At 64.4% G+C, this 22,111-nt stretch carries 20 protein-coding genes and 1 pseudogene; 12 read left to right on the top strand and 9 right to left on the bottom strand.

The window, feature by feature from the left end; translation table 11 throughout:
* Positions 1-46 precede the first annotated feature (46 nt).
* On the bottom strand, positions 47-1,159 hold the full coding sequence (gene ald, locus AL755_RS21265; RefSeq protein WP_054012721.1) for an alanine dehydrogenase: 1,113 nt from the start codon (positions 1,157-1,159) through the stop codon (positions 47-49).
* Positions 1,160-1,377: 218 nt separating this feature from the next.
* Here ald and AL755_RS21260 point away from each other — a divergent pair, with 218 nt between their 5' ends.
* The 9 genes from AL755_RS21260 (at position 1,378) to AL755_RS21220 (ending at position 11,112) form a co-directional block, all read left to right on the top strand.
* On the top strand, positions 1,378-2,601 hold the full coding sequence (locus AL755_RS21260) for a PucR family transcriptional regulator (protein ID WP_054012720.1): 1,224 nt from the start codon (positions 1,378-1,380) through the stop codon (positions 2,599-2,601).
* A 149-nt stretch (positions 2,602-2,750) separates the two neighbouring features.
* Positions 2,751-3,500 (top strand): IclR family transcriptional regulator, encoded by a 750-nt coding sequence (locus AL755_RS21255; protein WP_160318945.1) that lies wholly within the window; start codon positions 2,751-2,753, stop codon positions 3,498-3,500.
* A 60-nt stretch (positions 3,501-3,560) separates the two neighbouring features.
* Positions 3,561-4,610, top strand: a complete 1,050-nt coding sequence (locus tag AL755_RS21250) for an ABC transporter ATP-binding protein (protein ID WP_082369480.1) — start codon at positions 3,561-3,563, stop codon at positions 4,608-4,610.
* 28 nt (positions 4,611-4,638) lie between these two features.
* Positions 4,639-5,784 (top strand): ABC transporter substrate-binding protein, encoded by a 1,146-nt coding sequence (locus AL755_RS21245; RefSeq protein WP_054012717.1) that lies wholly within the window; start codon positions 4,639-4,641, stop codon positions 5,782-5,784.
* 3 nt (positions 5,785-5,787) lie between these two features.
* Positions 5,788-7,539 (top strand): ABC transporter permease, encoded by a 1,752-nt coding sequence (locus AL755_RS21240; RefSeq protein ID WP_054012716.1) that lies wholly within the window; start codon positions 5,788-5,790, stop codon positions 7,537-7,539.
* A gap of 45 nt (positions 7,540-7,584) precedes the next feature.
* A complete protein-coding gene (locus AL755_RS21235; protein ID WP_054012715.1) occupies positions 7,585-8,544 on the top strand; it encodes a succinylglutamate desuccinylase/aspartoacylase family protein in 960 nt (319 codons plus the stop codon).
* 69 nt (positions 8,545-8,613) lie between these two features.
* Positions 8,614-9,561 carry an aldo/keto reductase gene (locus tag AL755_RS21230; RefSeq protein ID WP_237762570.1) on the top strand — a complete coding sequence of 316 codons (948 nt, stop codon included), beginning with the start codon at positions 8,614-8,616 and terminating at the stop codon, positions 9,559-9,561.
* On the top strand, positions 9,554-9,868 hold the full coding sequence (locus tag AL755_RS21225) for a hypothetical protein (protein WP_150117200.1): 315 nt from the start codon (positions 9,554-9,556) through the stop codon (positions 9,866-9,868). Before AL755_RS21230 ends, AL755_RS21225 begins: the two co-directional genes overlap by 8 nt.
* Positions 9,865-11,112 (top strand): metal-dependent hydrolase family protein, encoded by a 1,248-nt coding sequence (locus AL755_RS21220; RefSeq protein WP_054012713.1) that lies wholly within the window; start codon positions 9,865-9,867, stop codon positions 11,110-11,112. Before AL755_RS21225 ends, AL755_RS21220 begins: the two co-directional genes overlap by 4 nt.
* Before the next feature lie 52 nt (positions 11,113-11,164).
* On the opposite strand, the gene AL755_RS21215 is transcribed toward AL755_RS21220, so the two are convergent.
* The 5 genes and pseudogenes from AL755_RS21215 to AL755_RS21195 form a co-directional block, all read right to left on the bottom strand.
* The gene (locus AL755_RS21215) at positions 11,165-11,920 is read right to left on the bottom strand and encodes an SDR family oxidoreductase (protein ID WP_054012712.1); all 756 of its coding nucleotides are present in this window, start codon (positions 11,918-11,920) and stop codon (positions 11,165-11,167) included.
* A 73-nt stretch (positions 11,921-11,993) separates the two neighbouring features.
* Positions 11,994-13,328: an MFS transporter gene (locus AL755_RS21210; protein WP_054012711.1), complete on the bottom strand. Its 1,335-nt coding sequence runs from the start codon at positions 13,326-13,328 to the stop codon at positions 11,994-11,996.
* A gap of 72 nt (positions 13,329-13,400) precedes the next feature.
* Entirely contained in the window at positions 13,401-14,417 is a 1,017-nt protein-coding gene (locus AL755_RS21205; RefSeq protein ID WP_054012710.1) for a 5-oxoprolinase subunit C family protein, read from the bottom strand.
* Positions 14,414-15,136, bottom strand: a complete 723-nt coding sequence (locus tag AL755_RS21200) for a 5-oxoprolinase subunit B family protein (protein WP_054012709.1) — start codon at positions 15,134-15,136, stop codon at positions 14,414-14,416. The genes AL755_RS21205 and AL755_RS21200 overlap by 4 nt, the downstream gene beginning before the upstream one ends.
* A pseudogene (locus AL755_RS21195) lies at positions 15,133-15,920 on the bottom strand (LamB/YcsF family protein). Before AL755_RS21195 ends, AL755_RS21200 begins: the two are co-directional and overlap by 4 nt.
* 299 nt (positions 15,921-16,219) lie before the next feature.
* Here AL755_RS21195 and nac point away from each other — a divergent pair.
* Positions 16,220-17,137 carry a nitrogen assimilation transcriptional regulator NAC gene (gene nac, locus AL755_RS21190; protein ID WP_054013243.1) on the top strand — a complete coding sequence of 306 codons (918 nt, stop codon included), beginning with the start codon at positions 16,220-16,222 and terminating at the stop codon, positions 17,135-17,137.
* 27 nt (positions 17,138-17,164) lie between these two features.
* Here nac and AL755_RS21185 read toward each other — a convergent pair whose 3' ends face one another.
* The 3 genes from AL755_RS21185 to AL755_RS21175 form a co-directional block, all read right to left on the bottom strand.
* Positions 17,165-17,839, bottom strand: coding sequence for a 4-carboxy-4-hydroxy-2-oxoadipate aldolase/oxaloacetate decarboxylase (locus tag AL755_RS21185; RefSeq protein WP_054012708.1), 675 nt, complete (start codon positions 17,837-17,839; stop codon positions 17,165-17,167).
* Positions 17,840-17,866: 27 nt separating this feature from the next.
* The gene (locus AL755_RS21180) at positions 17,867-19,075 is read right to left on the bottom strand and encodes an aspartate transaminase (protein WP_054012707.1); all 1,209 of its coding nucleotides are present in this window, start codon (positions 19,073-19,075) and stop codon (positions 17,867-17,869) included.
* Between the two features lie 147 nt (positions 19,076-19,222).
* Entirely contained in the window at positions 19,223-19,606 is a 384-nt protein-coding gene (locus AL755_RS21175) for a helix-turn-helix domain-containing protein (RefSeq protein WP_054012706.1), read from the bottom strand.
* 46 nt (positions 19,607-19,652) lie between these two features.
* Between AL755_RS21175 and AL755_RS21170 the strand changes: the two genes are divergently transcribed.
* Positions 19,653-20,693 carry a Gfo/Idh/MocA family protein gene (locus tag AL755_RS21170; protein ID WP_054012705.1) on the top strand — a complete coding sequence of 347 codons (1,041 nt, stop codon included), beginning with the start codon at positions 19,653-19,655 and terminating at the stop codon, positions 20,691-20,693.
* Positions 20,694-20,772: 79 nt separating this feature from the next.
* Complete coding sequence (locus AL755_RS21165) at positions 20,773-22,050, top strand: MFS transporter (RefSeq protein WP_054012704.1); 1,278 nt, start codon at positions 20,773-20,775, stop codon at positions 22,048-22,050.
* Positions 22,051-22,111: the final 61 nt, after the last annotated feature.

Below are 22,111 nucleotides of genomic sequence, written 5' to 3'. Positions count from 1 at the left end.
CGGGGCCGGCGGGATCAACAATCCCGCCGGCCCCGCCCTTTTGTTGCTAGACCAGCTGGCGCCAGTCGGCGGCGAGCGGCAGTCCGTGCGCGGTGGACACCGAGTGGTGCGCCACCTGGCCGCCGGCCACGTTCAGGCCCGCGGCCAGGGCGGCGTCGGCCTCCAGTGCCGCGGCGACGCCCAGGTTGGCCAGGGCCACGGCGTAGCGCAGGGTCACGTTGGTCAGCGCGTAGGTGGAGGTGTTGGGGACCGCGCCGGGCATGTTGGCCACGCAGTAGAACACCGAGTTGTGGACCTTGTAGGTAGGGTCCGCGTGCGTGGTGGGGCGCGTGTCCTCGAAGCAGCCGCCCTGGTCAACGGCGATGTCCACCAGGACTGAACCGGGCTTCATGCGGGAGACGAGGTCGTTCGTGACGAGCTTGGGCGCCTTGGCCCCGGGGATCAGCACCGAGCCGATCACCAGGTCAGCAGCCAGGAGGGAACGTTCGATTTCCAGGGTGTTGGAGGCGACCGTCTTCAAGCGGCTCTGGTACTGGGCGTCCAATTCCTGCAACCGGCTGATGTTGATGTCCAGGATGGTCACGTCGGCGCCTGCGCCAATGGCCATGGCGGCGGCGTTGGTGCCGGAGACACCGGCGCCCAGGATCACCACGTTGGCGGGGCGGACCCCGGGAACGCCGCCGAGCAGGATGCCCTTGCCGCCGGCCGGGGCGGTCAGGCATGCGGCGCCCACCTGCACGGACAGGCGCCCGGCAACCTCGGACATGGGTGCCAGCAGCGGCAGGGTGCGGCCCACCTGGACGGTCTCGTAGGCGATGGCCGTGACGCCGCTGTCCATGAGCGCGCGGGTCAGTTCCGGCTCGGCGGCCAAGTGCAGGTAGGTGAACAGCACCAGGCCCTTGCGGAAGTACGGGTACTCGACGCTGATGGGCTCCTTGACCTTGACCACCATGTCGGCCCGGCCCCACACCTCGGCGGCGTCGGTCACCAGCTCGGCTCCGGCGTCGGAGTATTCGGTGTCATCAATGCTGGAGCCCACGCCGGCGCCGCGCTCGATGAGCACGGTGTGGCCGTGGCGGGTGAGTTCGTGCACGCCGGCGGCCGTCATGGCTACGCGGAATTCGTTGTTCTTGATTTCCTTGGGAACGCCGATGATCATTTTGTGTGTCCTTTTGTTGTGGGCGCCGGTGTGGGCCGGTGTGTGGCCAGTTAGCAAAAGACTACGTCCGGGTTGTGAAGCAATTCATAGCTCCCGTCCCGGCCCGGATTGTGGGATGCCCGGAATTCCGGGAACTTTTCGCGGTCAGTCTCGACAAATGTCGAATCCTTGCGGGGCAAGTGTCGCCTGCTGTCTGTCCCCGGCCGTACGCTGGTTGCATGCGAAATCCGGAGATCGAGGACCTTGTGGAGCAGCTGGCCCTGGAACTGGGCCGCGGGCTCTCCCTGGAGGACCTCGACGGGCTGTTGCTGGCCTACAGCGCCAACCAGTCCCATGCCGACCGGGTTCGGGTGAACTTCCTGCTGAGCAAGCGGGTGCCGGCCGACGTCAGCGCCTGGCAGCTCTCGCACGGGGTCTCCACCGCCGTCCGCCCCGTGGTGGTCCCGGCCAACGAGGAACTGGGCATGCTGGGCCGGGTGTGCGTGCCGCTTCTGGTGCGCGGCTTCCGCGTGGGCTACCTGTGGGTGCAGCAGGACGTCGAGGAACAAAGTGCGACGGCGATCCTGGCCCAGTTGCCGGCCGTGCGCGACTCGCTGGACCTGCTGGCCACGCTGCTGCTGGATTCCAACACGGCCGAATCCAGCCTTCGGCGCGACCGGGAGCAACAGTTCCTGGCCGCCGCGGACGGGGACAAGCACGCACTCGGGGTCATTGCCGAATGGCCGGAGATCCGCCAGCGCGGCCCCTGGCAGGCCGCCACGGTCTACGCCGGTCCCGGGCTGGAGCGGGTGACGGCGGGCGCGCCCGCACGGGACCCGCTCGCCGCGGCACTCGTGCACCGCAGCGCCGGGCTGCAGGCCACGGTGGGCATTGACGACGCCCTGTTCAGTGCCGGGCTGGGCACGCATGCCGTGTTGCTGTTCCGGTCCACGCCGGGCCGGACCCGGCACGCCGCCGTGCGGGAGCGCTACGCGGCCGAGTTGACGAAGCGGTTGGGGGTGCCGGCGTCGAACGTGGTGATGGGCATCAGCGAGCCGTTCACGTCCCTGCGTGCCCTGCCGGCCGCCTGCCGGGAATCACGGATCGCGGCCCAGGCTGCCGTGGTGGATCCGGCGCTGGGGCAGATCCTGGATGTGCGCGGCGCCGGCGTCTACGAGGTCCTGGCCGGCGGCGCCGCGAACCCGGAGGACAGCGTGTACTACCGGCTGATCCGGGATCGGGACGGCGCCGCGGAACTGTTCCCGGTGCTGGAGCTGCTGTACGACAGCGACGGCACCGTGGCCGGAATCGCCGACCGGCTGCACCTGCACCGATCCACCGTGTACAACAGGCTCTCGCGGGTGCGCGGGATCATCGGTGCTGACCCGCTGGCCGGCCGGGTCCGGCTGGAACTGCACCTGGCGCTGAAGGCCGCGCGCTGGGCGGCCCGGCCGCGGATCTAGGTTTCAGTCCTCGCGGCGGTCAAAGACGAGCCCGCCGGGCACCTGGGAAAATTCCTGCAAGAAATATATCGGTCAGGCTCTTGACCCCTCAACGTGAGCCACATTACAGTCATGCCATGGAAGTTGCACTGAATGAAAATGAACTCTCAGTGAGTGGAAGTCCAAAGACAAGCTACATGGGTCGAATCCTGGACATCCTCGAACTGGCAACAGTCTCCCCGGATGGACCGCTCACACTGTCGGAGATCGCCGCCCAGGCTCACGTGCCGTTGTCGACGACATCCCGCCTGCTTGCCCAGTTGGAGGAGTGGGGATTTCTCACCGGCAACGACGCCGGGCGCTACGAGCCCGGCGGGCGACTAGTCAGGATGTCGGTGACCGTCGCGGCCCAACTCCACAGCCCCGCGCATCTATTGGAAGCAACCAAGTCTCTAGCGGCCGCAACAGGTGAAAGCGTCACCGGTGGACTGATCGTTGGAACAAAGATGATCATCGTGGCAAGGACCGAAAGCGAACACCCGTTGCGCGCCGTCAACAGGATTGGCGAGCTCATCTCACCCGTGCGGGCAGCTCTCGGCAAAGCCGTCATGTCCCGGCAAAGCGAAGAGCAGCAACTTGAGCTGCTTCGCGGCGCGGGCTATGGGGATCCGGCTGCGGAACTGGCGAATCTCTCCGATGAACTCGAAGAGGTGCGCCGGGTTGGGTATGCGGTCGACGAAGAAACCTTTGCCCCGGGTCTGCGCTGCCGCGCGGCACCGATCCTGGGCGTCGACGGCCGCGCCATTGGGGGATTGTCGATTGGCGGCCCGGCCTCCAGGTTTACCCGCGAGATCGCAGCCGACACCATCGCGATGCTCTTTGAACAGACGCAACTTCTTTCCGGCATTGGCAAGGGTTAACGGCACGTTCCTGACGGCTAGGTAAATGCAATTTCTTTAACGTAGAACGAGGAAATAACTATGCATTCTCAAGAAAAAGACATTGAAGTCAGTGACTTGCGCAAGGTGTACGCCGGCGGAGTCGTGGGACTTGACCGCATTTCGTTGAACATCAAGAAGGGCTCGTACTTCTCGCTCCTTGGCCCGTCGGGGTGCGGAAAGTCCACCCTGCTTCGCATCCTCTCCGGCTTGGAAGAACCCACGGCCGGGACGGTGAAGATCCGCAACGAGCCGATCCGTGCCGCCAGCGGCCGCCAACGGGCCACCAACCTGGTCTTCCAGCGGCTGGCGCTCTTTCCGCAAATGACCGTCGCAAAGAACATTGCTTTTGGGCCAAAAGTCCACGGAAAGTCGCGAGCCGAAATCAAGCGGATCGTGGCGGAAAAACTCGAGTTGGTCGAACTTTCCGCCATGGCCAACCGCTATCCGCACCAAATATCCGGCGGCCAGCAGCAGCGGGTGGCCATTGCACGGGCCCTGGCCAACGAGCCGGCCGTGCTGTTGCTGGATGAGCCGCTTAGTTCCCTTGATTTCAAGCTCAGGGTCCAAATGCAGCACGCCCTCAAAAAGATCCAAAAGAATTCCGGCACGACTTTTGTCTACGTCACCCATGACCAGCTTGAAGCGTTCACCATGTCCGACGAAATTGCCGTCATGAGTGCCGGAAAAGTCGAACAGGTGGGCAGCCCGCTGGAAATTTACAACAACCCGGCTACCGAATTTGTCGCCACTTTCGTGGGGGACACCAACGTTTTCCGCGGAGAGATGAAGGACGGCCGATTCCATACGGAGGGTCTTGCCGTTGACCTCGATGAGCCAGGCCGGGTCATCACCGTCAGGCCCGAATTCGTCTCGCTTTTCGAGGGTGCCGCGCCGGAGGCACCCAACCGCTTCGACGGCACCATCTCGGAAATAACGTTTGGCGGATCCCGCATCCGGTACGAAATCCGCCTGGCCGGAGGACGTACGGTGCTGTCCGAACGGCCCACCGACGCGTCGTTCCTGCCAATTGTCGGGCAGCGCATCAAATTTGGCTGGACTTCCGGCTCTGCAGTGATCTTGGCCCATTAATTGCTTGTGAGATTTGAAGGAGAACCACATGTTTTTTGAAAAATCTGCAGATGTCACCTCTGCGAAATCAAAGCAGCCCGAACTTCGGTTGAGCCGGCGAAGCTTCCTGGCCGGAGGCGTCGCAACCGCGGCGGCGGCCTCCCTGGCGGCCTGCGCCTCACCCTTTGCCGCCGGCAGCACCGCATCCGGCGGCGGAAAGAAAATGACCCTGACCATGTTTTGCTTCCTCGGCGGCGACCTGGCAAAGATGCCAAAGGAATTCGCCAAGGAGTACCAGGCCTCGCACCCGAGCGTGGAGATTAAATTCTATGAGCAGTCGAATTCCGTCGGCTATGGGAAGATGTTGGCCCAACGCAAGGTGGATCCGTCACAGCCGTTGGTGAACTTGGGATTCTTCAACACCAACACCACCGTCCAGGGCGCCGGGGACAAAATGTGGCAGAAGCTGGATTACTCCGCGATGTCGAACGTTGCCGACATTGCGCCAAGCTTTCATCGGAAGGATCAGTTTGGCATCGGCATCGGCGCCGACCAATACGGCCTAGTGACCAACAAGACGGAGCTGCCAACGGCGCCGGACAGTTGGTCGGCACTGTGGGATCCGGCCTTCAAGGGCAAGATCAGCATGTTCGGCTTTCCCTGGTACGTGGTCTTCATGGCCGCCAAAATGAATGGCGGAAGTCTGGAAAACATGGAGCCGGGGTGGAAGCTGTGGGAGGAGAAGGCCTCCCAGATCAAGTTGATCGTCGATTCCAACCCGCAGTACTTGAACGTCCTCAGCTCGGGGACCACGCCCCTCACGTCATACTTCAACGGCACGTCGTACCAATGGATTGAGGGCGGGGCGCCGTTGCAGTACACGATCCCGAAGGAAGGCGCCATCCCGCTGCCGGTGATGCTGCAGTCGGTGGCCGGCCAAAGCGACGCAGAGTCCGAGGCTTGCCAGGACATTGTCAACGAAATGCTCTCGCCAAAGTGGGCTGCACGGTGGGCCGAAACGGCTGTCCAGCTCCCGGCTAACAGCAAGTCGGTGCTTCCGTCCAAGCTGGCGTCCCTGCCGGCCTTTCAACCCTCGACTGTCGAAGGTTTCATTGACATCGATTGGGACATTGTGGGCAAGAACAACGCGGCCTGGACCGATCGTTGGAACAGCGACATCGTCTCGAAGATCTGACCCATGTCGACCTTGGTGAATTCTAAGTCGACGCACGATCCGGTGGAGGACCGGCAGGCCAGCGAGCCGCACGAACAGCCGCCGCGCAGGCGCGGACTGTTGCGCGGTGCTTCGGGCTGGATGCTTGCGGCACCAAGCCTGTTCCTGCTGGCCACCCTCTTCCTGGGTGCGATGGTCATGCTGTTTGAAAATTCGTTCCACGTTGTCCGGTTCGGCCAGCCTGACCAAACCGGATCGATCGGCACATGGGCTGAGTTCCTCACCAGCGGCTACCGGTGGGGCGGGGTGCTTGAGACCCTCCGGATTGCGTCACTGTCGACCGTGATCGCGGTGGCCGTGGGAGTTCCAACGGCCTACGGCCTGCACAAGATCAAGAGCGTGCCGTGGCGATATGTGGGACTCTTCATCGTATTTGCGCCGCTGATGACAAGCGTGGTGGCCAGGACGTATGGATGGAGCCTGCTGCTGGATGACCACGGCCTGCTCAACTCCATGCTGACCTCGGTGGGCTTGCCCGCCCTGCAATTGCTGTACGCACGCCCCTCGGTGGTGATTGCGCTGGTACACATATTCCTGCCGTTCATCGTGTTTCCCGTGATGAGCTCGCTGGGCCAGCTCGACGGCGCGGTGGCGGACGCCGCCGGCGATCTGGGGGCATCGCGCATCACGACGTTCAGACGGGTGACCCTGCCGCTCATTGCGCCCGGGATTATTGGCGGTGCACAGATTGTGTTTGCCATGTCGATGAGTTCCTTTGCCACCCCATCCCTCCTGGGCGGAGGGCGGGTGGCAGTGCTGGCAACCATGGTGTATTCGGACGTCAACAACGTTCAATGGCCCATGGCGTCCGTCACGAGCTTTGTTCTACTGGTCCTTGCACTGGTGGTTCTGGGACTGTTCACGGCGGCGCAAAAGAAATTCTCCTTTGGCGGGCAGCTTGGCGTGACCGGCCTTGGCGACACGAAGGGCCTGCGCATCGGGATGAAGGTGTGGCTCACCGCAATCTACATATTCGTTTTGTCCCCACTTTTCATTATTGTCGTTTCGTCCTTCTCATCGGCCTCCTACGGTGCGTGGCCCATCCCCGGATGGTCAATGAAGTGGTACCAAAACCTGATGACCCAGGACGGTCTTGCCGAGGCAACATACGCGAGTTTGTATATCGCCGTATGGTCCACGGCCATCGTGATGGTAGTGGGCACCATGGCCAGCCTGGCGTTCCACCGCTATTCCTCAAAAGTCATGAACGGTGCCCAGGTGTTTAGCTTGGCACCCATGGTTGTGCCGAAGGTGACCATCGGCCTGGGCGCCTTCCTGCTGCTAAATACCGTAGGAGCCTTTCAGGGAATCACGGGTGTCATCCTGATGCACGTGATCATCATGTTGCCATTCGTTGTCATCGTTCTGACCGCTGCCCTGGCCAGGACGGACGCCACCCTCGATGAGGCGGCGCGGGACTTGGGTGCGAACCCGTGGATGGCGTTTAGGGCTTCGACGCTCTTTGCGATCAAGCCGTCATTGATCGCCGCCACGATATTTGCTTTCATCATCAGTTTTGACGAAGTAGACATGACGGTCTTCCTGTTGCGGCCGGGCCAGGAAACCCTGCCCGTCTGGATGTTTGTTTACATGCAGAAATACCAGGACCCAACCTTGGCAGCCCTGGCCACGATTCTCATCAGCCTTTCCCTCGTCCTGGCGGCGGTTGCCGCACTGTTCCTCTTCAAAGGAACCAGGAAGCCCGCCCGCCCATAATTCACCATCGAATTCTTCATCCAAAAAATTATCAAGGAGATTGAAATGACCAGTAAAGCCTCGCGCACGATTGAATACGTTCCCGTCACCACCATGGGCAGCGGGCATCGGGTGGAACTCGCCGTGCACCGGCTCAGCAGTGGCAAACCCGGCCCCACGATCGTGTTGTTTGGCGGAATCCACGGCGACGAAGCAACCGGTGTTGAGGCAGTGCGACGGATCGTGGAAGCCATCGAGATCGATCGCCTGATTGGAACCGTCGTTGCCGTGCCCGTGTGCAACCCGTACGCCTACGAGACCATGACCCGCCACACCGTCCAGGACGGGCTGAACTTGAACAGGATCTTCCCCGGTGACAGAAACGGCTCGCTGACCGAACAGCTCGCCGCCGTGCTGACGGGAATCCAGGAGGAGGCGGACTTCTTCATTGACTACCACTCCAGCGGTTTGTACTCGACCGTCGACTATGCCTACGTTCACAAGGAAGGTCAGGCCATGGCCGAGGCCTACGGCACCCCGGTGCTGTACCACCACGAACCGTACCCCGGCTCCTCCACGGAAATGGCGCTCACCACCGGAGTGCCGGCCATGGTGAGCGAACTTGGCGGCGGCGGGCAGCGGACAGTGGAATTCCTGGACCGTGCGGTTGCCGGAACGTTGAACGTCCTGCGCACCGTGGGGATCCTGGAAGGAGCCGTGGTTCCGCTGTCGAAGCCCCAGAAGGTCCTGAAGACGCTCACCACTTTGCGGCCCACCAAGGGCGGCATTCTGCTCTCGAACTACACGCCGGACTCCTTGCTGCACGAGGTTCCCCGGGGAACCGTTTTGGGCAAGGTGGTCAACGCCCACAACTTCGAGGTCGAGGAAGAGCTGGTGGCACCGTTTGAACCCACCATTGTGGTGCTGACCCGCGAGGAATTTACCCGCATCGAGCCCGGCGACTACGGCTTCATGGTGGGCGACGGTGACACGACGAGCTCCCTGGAGGAGGTTTTCGCCAGTTAGATGTCGGTTGGGGTTCCGGTGGGGCGTCGGCAATCGCTGCGCCCAGCCGGAACCCGTCCGTGAAGCGGTATGCCAAACGTAGAGAAAGGTATCGGGATGATGTGGGGATCGGCTCAGCGGTTTGCCAAGTCCGGCGGATTCGTTGGAAATTTAGGTTTGGGCGGGATGCGCCTGTCCATAGAGGGCCGGCCCGATGCGGACCGGGCAAAAGCGACAATCAATGCGGCACTCGACGCCGGCTTGACGCTCGTGGACACTGCGGATGCCTACCATGCGGGTGCCCAGGACCGCGGCCACAACGAGACCCTGATCGGAGATGTCCTCGCAGCCCGGGGGGACGCAGACCGTGTCCTTGTGGCGACCAAAGGGGGAAAGGTTCGCCCCGGTGATGGCCGCTGGTTGATCGACGGCCGGCCGGATCACCTGAAATCGGCGGCCCGCGAATCGGCCCGGCGGCTGCGATGCGAATCCATTGGGCTGTATCAATTACACGCTCCGGATCCCGGAGTCCCTTTCGCAGAATCCATCGGAGCGTTGAAGGACATGGTCGACGACGGACTCATTGAACGGGCGGGAATCAGCAACGTCTCGGTGGCCGAAATTGGCGTGGCCCACGGCATTCTGGGTCCGCTCCTTGTTTCCGTTCAAAATGAATTCTCGCCCACCGCGGTGGACGGGTTTGGGACTTTCAAGAAATCCCAACAATTGGGTTTGATGTTTATGGCCTGGCGCCCGTTTGGTGACCAGCAAAAGATTGCATCCACCGACAACCCGTTTGTCGAGATGGCGCGCAAGTATGGCGTGAGCCTTCATCGGTTGATATTGGCTTGGGAGTTGTCCTTGGGAGTCGGCATGGTTCCCATTCCGGGGGCAACCAGGACCGAGACCATTCGTGATTCCGCCGCCGCGCTGAACCTGGAATTGGACTCGCTCGACGCCGAACGGCTGGCGAATTACGCGCTTTTTGGTGACACAGCCCTCGATGAAAATCTTCGAAAGGATGAAGTAAATGCTTAGAACAATTTTGATGCTCAACGTTGCCCCCGAACGTGTTGGCGATGTCCTTCAGCGCTACGACGACGAGCAGATTCTGCAATATTCGCTCGATCATTCTGACGCCATATCCTCAGAGATTTCGGTGGCAACCGATGCTGCCGGCACAATCCTGGTCACCGCCGTATGGCCGGACCAGTCGGCCTACGACGGGTGGGTCGAGAACCCGTTCCGGGCCTCGTCCAACGGCCGGCTGGCCGAGCTCCTCAAGGATTCCGCGGTGGGAATTGGCCGGACGTTCAAGATAGTCCACGAGGTCAAGAAGTCATGAACCTTGCAAAGAGCGGCAGCCTGAATATCTTCAACGCCCTCATCTTTGACGGCAACTCGGCGGACCTGGTCAGGTCCTCCATCCAAATCGCCGATGGCCGGATCGCGGGTTTCGGGGAACCCAACGACGCTTGGCCAAGCGTCGACGCGGGGGGCAGGTTCGTGATGCCGGGACTGATAGACGCCCATTTTCACGCCTACGGGATCAGCCTCGATGGCTTCTACAATGACACGGCGCCGTTGAGCTTTCTGTCCTTGGTCGGTGCCAAACGGCTGGCAGCGGCATTGGCCCGAGGTTTCACGAGTGTTCGTGACGTCGCGGGCGGCGACATCGGGCTGGCGATGGCGGTCACGGGAGGGCATATCGAGTCCCCGCGATATTTTTACACCGGCCCTGCGCTGAGCCAGACGGGCGGCCACGGGGATCCGAGATCAGATGAAACCTCCGTCGACTTTGTGTGCGGACACTCCAACGAGATCGTCGACGGAGCGGACAACCTCCGTCGCGCGGTCCGTGAGCGTTTCAGGACCGGAGCGCACGCCGTGAAGATCATGGCGTCCGGCGGTGTCATTTCACCTTCGGATCCCATCCGCGTCCCGCAATACTCCGCCGGTGAGATCCAAGCCGTGGTGGAAGAGGCTGAGCGGCGGGGCAGCTACGTTGCCGCGCATGCGTATTCGTCCGAATCGATCGTGCACGCGGTAGCCAACGGGGTCCGTTCGATCGAACACGGAAACCTAATGGATGACGCAACGGCGGCGTTCATGGCCGAGCGCGGAAGCTTTCTGGTTCCCACCCTTGCCGCCTACGATGCCATGAGCCGCCGAGGTGAGGAGATGCGCATGACCGAGGTGGCCAAGGAGAAGAACGCATTCGTTTTGGACGCGGGCAAAGTTGCCGTGGCCCGGGCGCACGCCGCAGGCGTGCGGATCGGCTTCGGCTCGGACCTCCTTGGCGCGCTTGAGTCCGAACAACTCCGCGGATTGCGGCTTCAATCGGAGGTGCTGGGCATGCTGGATACCCTGCGTTCCGTCACGTCAGTAAACGCCGAGCTGATGAATTCCCCGACACTGGGACGGCTCACGGGTGGTGCGGTGGGGGACATCCTCATCCTTGATGCGAATCCCCTGGAAAACCCGAGTTCCCTTTGGGACGAGGATTCCCCAAGGACGGTCATCCAAAACGGAAAGGTGGTCCACGATGGCCTGGGCCTGAAATCGCGTGTTCTTCTCGAGGCACATTAGGGCTGCGCCGGGCCGAAACCCCAGTGGTCCGGCCCGGCCGCGGATCTAGGGTTCAGTCCTCGCGGCGGTCAAAGACGAGCCCGCCGGGCACCTGGAACGTGGGCATGAGTTCGAGCATCCCCACGTTTACGTGCCGGGGCGCCTCGATGGCGAAGTCCAGGGCGTTGACGATGTCGTCGGTGGTCAGCGACTCGTAGCCTTCGTAGTACGTCTTCCAGGCCTCGTCCATGGCCTCGGGAGTGCCGCCCATGTTGCGGCCAAAGATCTCCGTTTCGACCCGGCCGGGCACGATTTCCGTGACCCGGATGCGCTTGCCGACCGTATCGTTGCGCAACTGCCGCGACACCTGGTGCACGGCCGCCTTCGTGGCGTGATAGACCGTGTGACCGTAGAAATTGTAGTGCCCGGCGATCGAGCCGATATTCACAACATGCCCCAGGTCGCGTTCCACCATGCCCGGCAACAGCAGCCGGGTCAGCTGGAGCAGCCCGCGCAGGTTGACGTCGATGAGGTCGTCGACGTCGTCCGCCGAGGAGTCCAGCAGGTTGCCGGGCCGCGAGACGCCGGCACAGTTGACCAGGACGTCGATGTTCAGGCCGGATACCTCCTCCGTCAGCGCCCGGGTGTCGGCGAGGTCGACGACGTGGGTGATGGCGCCGGTTCGGTCGGCAATTTCGGCCAGCCGTTCAGTGTTGCGGGCGACGGCGTGCACCGTCAGGCCCCGCTTGGTGAGGCGCTCGGTGATGGCCGCGCCCATGCCGGTTGATGCGCCGGTGACGAGGGCCGTGGTGTAGTCCGAAAATGGCATGTTGTGCTCCTGGAAACGCGGAAGTTGTGGGGTGCCGGCGTGGCCGGCGTGGCCGGCCGGGTGTTGCGAAAGGTTAGGCGTCGCGCAGCGGTTCGTGGGCGCGGTCCTTGACGGTGCTGACGGCCACGAGCGTTCCCAGTGCCGTAATGACGGCGTAGAACGCGGGCATGTAGATGTTGCCCGTGGAGGAGATCAGCCAGGTCATCAGCAGGGGCGCGGTTCCGCCGAAGACTGCCGAGGACAGGTTGTAGCCAAGACCGTAGGCCGAGTAACGGACCCGAGTGGGGAAGAGCTCAATGAGCAGGATGTGGACGACTGCCGTGTGCCCGGCAAAGACCACGGCCATGATGCAGGCACCCAGGATAGCCAGGCCCATTTCGCCGGTCGCGATGAGTGAATAGGCCGGGATGCCGACCACGGCCATGGCGATGGCCGATCCGGCGATGACCTTCTTGCGGCCGACCCGGTCCGAGAGGGCTCCCATGAACGGGATGGCGATGCAGATGACCACCAGGGAGCAGGCGGTGATGAGCAGGGCCTGGCCGATGCTGAAGTTCAGGTTCTTGCCCTTCAGGAACGTGGGCATGTAGGAGAAGAGCACGTAGTAGCCGGAGCCGTTCATCAGCGGGATGAACAAGGCCAGCACCATGGCGCGGCGGTGTTCGGCGGAGGCGAAGGCCTCCTTGAGCGGGTTCTTGGACAGTCCGCCCTCGGCCTTGAGCCGTTCGAAGTTGGGGGTGTCCTTGATGGCCTTGCGGATGTACCAGCCAACGATTCCCATGGGGATGGCGACCAGGAACGGCACCCGCCAGGCCACCGAGGCCAGGCCGCCGCCGTCGATCGCGTCCTGGGTAAGCCACGGCGACATGGTGAAGGCCACCATGGTGCCGGTGAGCAGCGCCGCGAAGGAGGCGATCTGTGCGTAGGAGGTGATGATGCCGCGCTTCCCGGCTGGGGCGTGCTCGGCCAGGAACGTCATTGCTCCGGCGGCTTCACCGCCCACCGAGAAGCCCTGGACCAGGCGCAGGGAGATCATGAGGGCAGGCGCCGCGATTCCGATGGCCGCGTACGTGGGCAGCAGGCCGATTCCGGCGGTTGCGGCGCTGATCAGCAGGATCACGAAGACCAGGAGCTTTTGGCGGCCCAGCTTGTCTCCGAGGTAGCCGCACACGACGGCGCCCAACGGACGGACAAAAAAGGAGATGGCGTAGCCGGCGAAGACAAACAACAGTGCCGCGCTGGTGTTTCCCGGGGCCAGGAAGACCATCGCCAGCGTGCCGGCCATGAACGCAAAGATGCCGTTGTCGTAGAGCTCGGCGAAAATGCCGACGCAACCGGCCAAGACAACCTTGCGTGTTTGGCGTCCGTCGAGGTGCTGCTGGGGTACCGCACGAATTGCTGAAGACATGACTGGTTCCTTATTTCATGGGAAAAGTCTAAATCCCTTTGGGTGTGGTCGATGGTTTTCAAACCGTTGGAGTTAGAAGCCCGCCGCGGAGGCATGGTGCTGCCACCAGTGGGCCGTGGTGCCGATGCCCAGCGAGGCGAAAACGGTGGTGACCGCCTGGCGGAGCTGGTCGATTTGCCGCTGGGTACTGCGGCACTTCGCCGCGGCCTCCCCAATGGTGGACTTGCGGAAGGTGACGTGTTGACCGGGCCTGGCTTGGGCGAGCGTGTCCAGCGACGACGACGTGACGACGGCGAGGACCGGGTATCCGGCCGTGACGCCGCGGCCGCGGTGCAGCACCAGCAGCTCGTCGCGGGAGGGAACCTCGATGGCGCCGACCGGAACGCCGCGGGACAACAGTTCGGTATCCGTGACGCGTTGGGGCAGCTCCCCGCCCAGTCGCAGGCCGATGTGGTTGCTGCGGCCGCTGACCGTATACGGCTTGGCGAACAGCAGTTCCGCCGAGTCGCCGAACTCCGCCAGGTCGGGCCCGTCCGTCACGTCGACCGTGAGGTCCGGCCCGAAGGCAGGGGTGGAAAGCCCAAAGCGGAACAAGGGCAGGTCGAGGTAGGGCTGGCGGAACGGGGCGCAGGACCGCAGCGCCGTCAAGGTGCTGCCTTCGGCCAGTTTCAACCCGAAGCCGATCACGGTGTCGGGGGCGCAGCTGCCCAGCAGCAGGGGCGCCTCGACGGCGCCGTGCACGGCGATGTAGGCGCGCAGCCCGGAGTGGATGCCCCGTACGGAGACTGTCTCCCCGGCCCGGACAGCAACGGGTTCCCATTGCTGTTGCGGGCGGCCGCCCACGCTGAACGTCAGCGGGGAGCCCGTGACGGAAATGAGGATGTCCGTATCCGTGCGCATCCGGAAATCCAGCGCCGTCACCTCGATGAGCGGGGAGTTGTCCGCGTTGCCCACCAGGACATTGGCGATGCGGGCGGAAAACTGGTCCAGCGCACCATTGACGGGCAGCCCGTAACGGGCGCCGCGGAAACGGCCAAGATCGGTCACCACGGAGTTGCCCGGCTGCAGGACGGTGAGGATCCCGCTCATCGGAGTGCCTGCAGGTAGCGTCCGGACAGGCCCTCGAATTCGACGGCCGCAATGGGGCGGAACGTGATGGTGTCGCCGGGCAGGTACGGAACCAGAGGGTCCCGGGTGATGTCCAGGACGGTTAGGGGGGTACGGCCAATGACGCACCAGCCGCCCGGCGCCGCGGCCGGGGCGATGACGGCCTGGCGCCCGGCCACCGCAACGGCACCGGCGGGAACGCTGATCCGCGGGTCCTTGAGCCGGGGGACGGGCAGCGGAAAGTCCGGACCGTCCATCATGGGGGACCCGGCGGGTGCGCCGAGGCAGCGAACCTTGTACGGGCCCGCCGAGTGCAGCGCAACCACCTGCTCGGTGGTCAGGCCCTGGTGGCGGGCCACATCGGCGAGGTCGGGGCCAAAATCGCCGCCGTAAACCACGGGCACCTCGAAGCTGCGCGGTTCCCGGGTGGGAGTGTCCTCATGCCCCAGCTGCCGCAGGCCGAGCTGGATGAACGCGCCGACCTGACGGGCCGACGTCGTCAGCGGGTCGAACTCGACCAGCGCGGAATCGTAGGTGGGTGCCGCCCCGTGCACGCCGTCGGCGCCCGAAGCCTCCAGCCACTGCGCCAGCCGGTGCACCAGCGACCAGTTGAGTTCGGCGTCGTCCAGGGTGGCCACCACCCGCAATGCGGAGTCGCCGGATTCGAAGATCTCCACCATGGACCCGGCTGCGGTGCTCATCGGGACCCCGCCTTCGCGGCCAGGACCTCGGACAAGGGGGCAATGCGGACTCCGGCGGCCGTCAGCTCGGCGCGGATGAGCCGGGCAAGCGCCACGGCGCCGGCGTTGTCGCCGTGCAGCAGCACGCTGTCCGCCTGGATCGGGATATCGACGCCGTTGACGCTTTCGATTTCGCCGTCAAGGACCATCCGCACCGTGCGCCGGGCCACCTCGGCGGCGTCGTGGATGACCGCGCCGGGCTGTGACCGGGGACCAGGGTGCCGTTGTCCTGATAGGCGCGGTCCGCGATGCCGACGATGCCCACGGCCAGTCCGCGGATCCGTGCGGCCTGCGCCAACTCGCCGTCCTGGGCCACGATGATGAGGCCGGGATCGACGCCGGCCGCGGCGTCGGCCACCGCTGCGGCATAGTCCGCCCGGGTGCCGACGAGATTGCCGAGCCGGCCGTGCGGGGCAACATGGGCCACGCGGGTGCCGTGGAACGCCGCAAAGGCTGACAACGCGCCCATTTGGTACGTGACATCGGTGCGGACCTCGGCGGCCGAGCAATCCATGGCCCGTCGGCCAAAACCGCGCAGGTCCGGGAAGCTGGGGTGGGCGCCTACGGCCACGCCGCGTGCCACGCAGGCGGCAACGGTGGCGTCCATGATGTCCGGGTCGCCGGCATGGAATCCGCAGGCGATGTTGGCGCTCGAGACGATGTCCAGCAGGGCCGCATCGTCGCCGAGGGTGTACGCGCCAAAACCCTCACCGAGATCTGCCACGAGATCAACCATTCGAGTCATGTCTGCGCCGCCTAAGCTGGTAAAGGGGTGGATAAATAATAAGTGCCCGGCGCCCGGAAATAATTGAAGAATGAATTCAGGCCATTTCGGGATCCGACGGCGTGAAATAAATGTTCGGATAATCGAAGTTCATTTATTCCCGCCTTGGTAGTAAAATTCTTGCATTGAGGCTTGGATCACACAAAGACATATTCGGTGTTACGTGATAGCAAATCCTTATGGACCGCCACCCCGTGGGGGCGGAACGCACAGCAGTGACGGACGCCGGCTTCGGCGACGCGACGACGGAAGATGATGGCGTGGATACCAGGAAGTTGGCGTACTTTGTCCAGATCGTTGATTCGGGCAGCATCACGAAGGCCGCAGCGGCCCTGCACGTGGCCCAGCCGGCCCTCAGCCAGCAGCTCTCGGCCCTGGAAAGCGAGCTCAAGCAACGGCTCCTGATCCGTAGCAAGAAGGGTGTGGAGCCCACGGCCGCCGGCCATACCCTGTACCGCCACGCGCAAATCATCCTGCGCCAAGTGGACCAGGCCCGGGCCGACGTCGAGGCCTCGGGGGCCGCGCCGTCGGGCCGGGTTTCGATTGCGGTGGCCCCTTACAGCATGGCCTCAAGCCTGGCGCCGCGGATCATCACGGAGGTCAACCGCCGCTATCCGGACATTGTGGTGCACCTGAGCGAAACGTATGGCGGCGTGCTCAGCGAGGCCATCAAGAACGGCCGCCTGGACATGGCGTTGATCTATGAACCCGGGGAGATTCGCGGCGTCCAGTTCACCACCATGATCGTGGAGGACCTCTACCTGGTGGCCAACGCGGCCGCGGACCTTGAGCCCGGGCGGCGGGAGATCAGCCTGCGCGAGGTCTCGGACATGCCGTTGTTCCTGCCGGAGAAGATCCACACCCTGCGCCAGCTGGTCGAGGCGGGCCTTGGCGAGCACCAACTGCCCCTGCGCCTGATGGGCGAGGTGGAATCGGTGCCCGCGCTGACCCGGCTCCTGGAGGCCAACATTGGCGCAACCATCCTGCCAAAATCGGCTGCCGAGGCACTTTTTAGAAAAGGCGAATTCCATGCCCTGCGCATTGTGGAGCCAACACTGCGATGCAAAATCGCCTTATGTACGCCCGACCACGAACCTTTGTCCGAGGCGGCGTCCGCCGTTTTGTTGATTTTGCAGGAAGTGCTCCTGGAAATGCTCGAGGGAAAAGTCGCCGGCTAATTCCGGAATGGGATTTATTCCTTTTGTTTATTCCTCAACCAGCAGGCCCTTGGCCTTCAGGACATCGGTGAGCTTGCACAGCTCAATGGTGGTGCCGCCGTCGTGGTACTTCTTGATCAGCTCGCGCTCGGCGTCGTCGCGGGCCTGCGATAGAGCGATGACCTCCTCGGCCTCCTCACGGCGGATCACGACGACGCCGTCGGCGTCCCCGCGCAGGATGTCACCGGGGTAGATGATCTCGTCGCCAAAAACCAGCGGGTGGTTGATGGGTCCAAGGGTCTCTTTGACGGTGCCCTTGATGCAGACGTTCGCGGAAAAGACGGGCAGCCCCAGTTCGATCAGGTCCGCCGTGTCCCGGACCCCGGAATCGGTGACCATGGCGGCAATGCCCTTCGATTTCATGGCGTTGCCCAGCACGTCGCCAAAGGTTCCGGCCTCGGTGTATTCGCCGGCGCCCACCAGGACCACGTCGCCCGGCTCGGCGTAGTGGATGGCGACCTGCAGCATCAGGTTGTCCTGCGGCGCGCAGCGAACCGTGACGGCCGGTCCGCAAAAGGACATGCTGCGGTCGATCGGCTTGATCCGTGAGCTGAGGGCGCCCTTGCGGCCCTGCGCCTCATGGATGGTGGCGGAGGAGAACGCGGCGAGGGCGCTGACGACGTCGGCGTCGGGCCGGGTGATGGTGGTCTTTACGTGGATCATGGGAGTGTTCCTGTCTGCAATGGGGGATTAGGAGAGGGTGCGGACGGCCTTGTCGATGGCCTCGACGGCCTCCTCGACGGTGTCCAGGCCGGTGGCGAAGGAGATGCGGAAATACGGGCCCAGGCCGTAGGCGGAGCCGTGGATCACGGCGACCAGCGAGGAATTGAGCAGGTAAAGGGAGAAGTCCTCGTCGGTGGCGATGACGTCGCCGTCCGGGGTGCTTTTGCCGATCACGCCGGCGCAGTTGACGTACGCGTAGAACGCGCCGTCGGCGACGGTGCAGCTCAACCCGTCGATCGCGTTAAGTCCGGCTACGGCGGCGTCCCGGCGGCCCCGGTAAACCTCGACGCTCTCGCGGACGAAGGCCTGGTCCCCGGACAGTGCGGCGGCCGCGGCGGCCTGGCTCACGGACGACGGGCAGGAGGACATTTGGGACTGCAGCTTGTTGATGGCGGACACGAGTGCTGCGGACCCGGCGCCGTAGCCCAGCCGCCACCCCGTCATGGCGTACGCCTTGGAGACGCCGTTGACGAGGAAGATGCGTTCCCGCAGTTCCGGTGCCACCTGGACCATGCTGGCCATCCGCCCTTCGCCGAAGTAGATCTCGTCGTAGATTTCGTCGGTCAGGATGTTCACATGCGGGAAGTGGGCCAGGACGTCGGCCAGGGCGCGCAGCTCCGGGCGGGTGTAGACAGCGCCCGTCGGGTTCGACGGCGAGTTGAGGATGATCCACCTGGTGCGCGCGGTGACGGCGTTGCGCAGGGCCGCCGGGGTCAGCTTGAAGCCGGTTTCCTCGGTGCCGGCGACGATCACGGGCGTGCCCTCGTTGGCCAGCACCATGTCCGGGTACGACACCCAGTAGGGTGCGGGGATGATGACCTCGTCGCCGGCATCCAGGGTGGCCATGAGCGCCATGAAGATGACCTGCTTGGCGCCGCCGCCGATCGTGATTTCGTTCGCCGCGTAGTTGATGCCCGTGTGGCGTTCCAGCCGGCCGATGATGGCGGCCTGGAGTTCCGGGGTGCCGCTGACCGAGGTGTACTTGGTTTGCCCGGCGGTGATGGCGGCAATCGCGGCGGCCTTGATGTGGTCCGGGGTGTCAAAATCCGGTTCGCCCACCGTGAGGTCGAGGATTCGGCGCCCCTCCGCCCGGAGTTCACGCACCCGTGCGGCGGCGGCGACGCTGGGGGAGGATTTGATGCGCTGCACGCGCCCTGCGGGCGAAAAGTCTTCCATGGTCTCTTCCAGGTTCGTCAGTCGGTGAAACCTAGGGAACGGTTCCTTCCTACCGAGCCTAGGGACTGGAAGACGTGTTGGATAAGACACATTGTGCGTGGACGGATAAGCGTTTCTTATGACGCGGGAGGGTGTGTAACCCCGAATTTACTCCGACGCCGCGGGCTGGTGTTTTTGCCCGGCCAGCCACGCCATGATGTCCTCGCGGCGGATCCGCCGGTGCGAGCCCCGGTACTGCACGGGGATCTCCCCGCGATCCGTCATGTTGCGCAGGAAGGTGTGGGAAATCCCGGCCAGTTCCGCTGCCTGCGAGGTGGTCAGCAGCTCCGCCACGCTCGCCACCGTCACGGCGTCGCCGCCCGCGAGCCGCTGCAGAAGATCGACGACGGCATCCCTCGCCTCGGGTGCCAGGCGGTGGGCCGTGCCGTCGACAAACATCGTAATATCGTCGCTGCCGGCCAAAGTCCGGGCCAGGACGGCCTGGTCGGCGGGGCTCAAACCGGAACAAATGCGGGGACCAAGAAGGCTCATGGGTCATACTTTAGCGCGCCCGGCATGGCCCGGTAGGGTATGAGCCATGACACAAAACATCCGCACGGCACTCCTGGGTTTCGGCCTGGCCGGCAGCGTCTTCCACGCCCCGTCCATCGCCTCGCTGGCGCGCTACAGCCTCGACGTGATCGTGACCTCGGATCCCGCACGCCAGGCAGCCGCCCGCGCAGCCTTCCCGGAGGCGCGCGTCATCGGCCGAGCTGACTGGGACCCCGCGACCGCCGGCGTGGACCTGGTGGTGGTGGCCACCCCGCCGGCAAGCCACGTGCCGCTCGCGCAGGCCGCGCTGGAAGCCGGCTGCGCCGTGGTGGTGGACAAACCGTTCACCGTGACAAGCGAGGAGGGCGATGCCCTGATTGCGCTCGCCAAGGAGCTCGGACTGGTCCTCAGCACCTACCAAAACCGGCGCTGGGACGGCGAATACCTGACCCTGAAAAAGCTGCTCGCCGACGGTTCGCTCGGGGAAGTGCGCCGTTATGAGTCGCGGTTGGAGCGCTGGCAGCAGGGCATCACGAAGGAATGGAAGGCGCAGGCCACCCCCGCGGACGGCGGCGGCATCCTGAACGACCTCGGCACGCACCTGGTCGATCAGGCCCTGCAACTCTTCGGCCCGCCCGTGCGCGTCTATGGCGAGGCCGCCGCGCGCCGGCCGGAGGAGTTGTCCGACGACGACGCCTTCATCGCGCTGGAACATGCCGGCGGGGTGGTCTCCCACCTGTGGATGAACCTCAGCGTGCCGCAACTGGGACCCCGGCTGCGCGTCCTCGGCTCCGAGGCCGCCTACGTCAAGGCCGTGGCGGATCGACAGGAGGCGCAGATCCAGGCCGGAATCCTGCCCGGAAATCCGCTGTACGGCGTCGACCCGGAGGAAAACTGGGGCGTGCTGGGCCGCGACGGCGCCACGGTCCCCGTGCCCACCGAGCGGGGCAATTTCAGCCAGTACTACGAGGAATTGGCCGCCGCCCTGCACGACGGCGGGCCCGTGCCCGTGGATCCGGCCGACTCCGTGGCGGCGCTGCGGATCATCGAGGAAGTCCGCGCCCAGGTGGCGGGCCGGCAGCCTTAACTTTCACCCCCGGCGTCGGGCGTGCCCAGTAAGCTGGGGCCAGGGAGCGGCAATCCCAACGTCAATGAAGGGCTGGGGCATGGTGGCGGGCAGCGAAACAGGTTCACAGGGCAATCCAACGGCAGGCAGTGTGGCGCTCACCGAGCCAACCGTAACGGTCCGGCACCGCTGGACGACGTCGGTGGTGCTGGTCAACGTCGGCATCAACGCGGCGTTCTTCGGTCCCATCCAGGTGCTGCTGGGCCAGCAGGCCATCCACTTCAGCGAACCGGGCAAGGAAGGCATCCTGGCCCTGGTGACCGGCGCCGGCGCTGCTGTGTCCCTCGTGGCAAACCCCTTGTTCGGCACGTTCAGCGACAGGACCGTCTCCCGCTTTGGCCGCCGGGTGCCCTGGGTCTTCATCGGTGCGCTCCTTGGCACGATCGGCCTGCTGGGGCTCACGGTTGCCCCGAGCGTTGCCGCCATGACGCTGCTGTGGTGCCTGGTGCAGTTGGGTTGCAACGGAGCCCTGGCCGCCATCACGGCCGCCGTGCCTGACCAGGTGCCCATCCGCCAGCGCGGCAGCATTGGCGGGCTGGCGTCCATGGGGACCGTGGTGGGCATCTTGTTTGGTGCCGCCATCGGCGCGGTGGTGGCCGGCAACTTCGCCCTCGGGTACGTCTTGTGCGCCGTGGCCCTGGTGGCCGGGATGGTGCCCTACCTCTTCTTCTCCAACGACCAAACGCTGCACCCGTCCCAGCGCCCGCTGTTCACCTGGGCCGCCTTCGCCAAGGGTTTCTGGATCTCCCCGCGCCGCTACCCGGATTTCGGCTGGGCCTGGATCACCCGGTTCCTGGTCAACGTGGGCAACCACCTGGTCACGCTGTACCTGCTGTTCTTCCTGCGCGACGCCGTCGGCTTCAAGAACCCCGAATTCGGCGTGCTGATCCTGACCGGCATCTACGCGGTCCTGACCCTCGTCACGGCCATCATTGGCGGCCGCTGGACGGACAAGGTGGGCCGGCGCAAGCCGTTCGTCATCGGCTCCTCGATCATCATTGCTGTCTCCGCGCTGATCCTGGCGTTCTGGCCCACCTGGACCGGGGCGGTGGTGGGTTCGGCCGTGCTGGGCATCGGCTACGGCGCCTATTTGGCCGTGGACTTTGCGCTGCTCACCCAGGTGCTGCCGTCGGCCGGCAGCCGCGGCAAGGACCTGGGCGTCATCAATGTGGCGAATTCGCTGCCGCAGGTGATTGCCCCCGTCATCGCGTACCCGCTGGTGTCGATGTTTGGCGGCTACGTGACGCTCTACGTGGTGGCCGCCGTGATCGGCCTTCTGGGCGCCGTTTTCGTGGTGCGGATCAAGGGAGTCGATTAGGCCCGGGATGCGCGGCGCGGCCGCCGGGGAATAAGGGCACGTTTTCATTGCGGAATGGCTT

This window comes from Arthrobacter sp. ERGS1:01 (genome assembly GCF_001281315.1).
Lineage (GTDB): Bacteria > Actinomycetota > Actinomycetes > Actinomycetales > Micrococcaceae > Specibacter.
Note: the sequence above shows the minus strand (reverse complement) of the source record. Positions and strands in the feature narration are given on the sequence as shown.

What these genes read in the sequence shown, in the direction of transcription:
- ald (WP_054012721.1), bottom strand. Translation starts at nt 1,159, where the DNA reads ATGATCATCGGCGTTCCCAAGGAAATCAAGAACAACGAATTCCGCGTA.
- AL755_RS21260 (WP_054012720.1), top strand. Translation starts at nt 1,378, where the DNA reads ATGCGAAATCCGGAGATCGAGGACCTTGTGGAGCAGCTGGCCCTGGAA.
- AL755_RS21250 (WP_082369480.1), top strand. Translation starts at nt 3,561, where the DNA reads ATGCATTCTCAAGAAAAAGACATTGAAGTCAGTGACTTGCGCAAGGTG.
- AL755_RS21245 (WP_054012717.1), top strand. Translation starts at nt 4,639, where the DNA reads ATGTTTTTTGAAAAATCTGCAGATGTCACCTCTGCGAAATCAAAGCAG.
- AL755_RS21240 (WP_054012716.1), top strand. Translation starts at nt 5,788, where the DNA reads ATGTCGACCTTGGTGAATTCTAAGTCGACGCACGATCCGGTGGAGGAC.
- AL755_RS21235 (WP_054012715.1), top strand. Translation starts at nt 7,585, where the DNA reads ATGACCAGTAAAGCCTCGCGCACGATTGAATACGTTCCCGTCACCACC.
- AL755_RS21230 (WP_237762570.1), top strand. Translation starts at nt 8,614, where the DNA reads ATGCCAAACGTAGAGAAAGGTATCGGGATGATGTGGGGATCGGCTCAG.
- AL755_RS21225 (WP_150117200.1), top strand. Translation starts at nt 9,554, where the DNA reads ATGCTTAGAACAATTTTGATGCTCAACGTTGCCCCCGAACGTGTTGGC.
- AL755_RS21220 (WP_054012713.1), top strand. Translation starts at nt 9,865, where the DNA reads ATGAACCTTGCAAAGAGCGGCAGCCTGAATATCTTCAACGCCCTCATC.
- AL755_RS21215 (WP_054012712.1), bottom strand. Translation starts at nt 11,920, where the DNA reads ATGCCATTTTCGGACTACACCACGGCCCTCGTCACCGGCGCATCAACC.
- AL755_RS21210 (WP_054012711.1), bottom strand. Translation starts at nt 13,328, where the DNA reads ATGTCTTCAGCAATTCGTGCGGTACCCCAGCAGCACCTCGACGGACGC.
- AL755_RS21205 (WP_054012710.1), bottom strand. Translation starts at nt 14,417, where the DNA reads ATGAGCGGGATCCTCACCGTCCTGCAGCCGGGCAACTCCGTGGTGACC.
- AL755_RS21200 (WP_054012709.1), bottom strand. Translation starts at nt 15,136, where the DNA reads ATGAGCACCGCAGCCGGGTCCATGGTGGAGATCTTCGAATCCGGCGAC.
- AL755_RS21185 (WP_054012708.1), bottom strand. Translation starts at nt 17,839, where the DNA reads ATGATCCACGTAAAGACCACCATCACCCGGCCCGACGCCGACGTCGTC.
- AL755_RS21180 (WP_054012707.1), bottom strand. Translation starts at nt 19,075, where the DNA reads ATGGAAGACTTTTCGCCCGCAGGGCGCGTGCAGCGCATCAAATCCTCC.
- AL755_RS21175 (WP_054012706.1), bottom strand. Translation starts at nt 19,606, where the DNA reads ATGAGCCTTCTTGGTCCCCGCATTTGTTCCGGTTTGAGCCCCGCCGAC.
- AL755_RS21170 (WP_054012705.1), top strand. Translation starts at nt 19,653, where the DNA reads ATGACACAAAACATCCGCACGGCACTCCTGGGTTTCGGCCTGGCCGGC.
- AL755_RS21165 (WP_054012704.1), top strand. Translation starts at nt 20,773, where the DNA reads ATGGTGGCGGGCAGCGAAACAGGTTCACAGGGCAATCCAACGGCAGGC.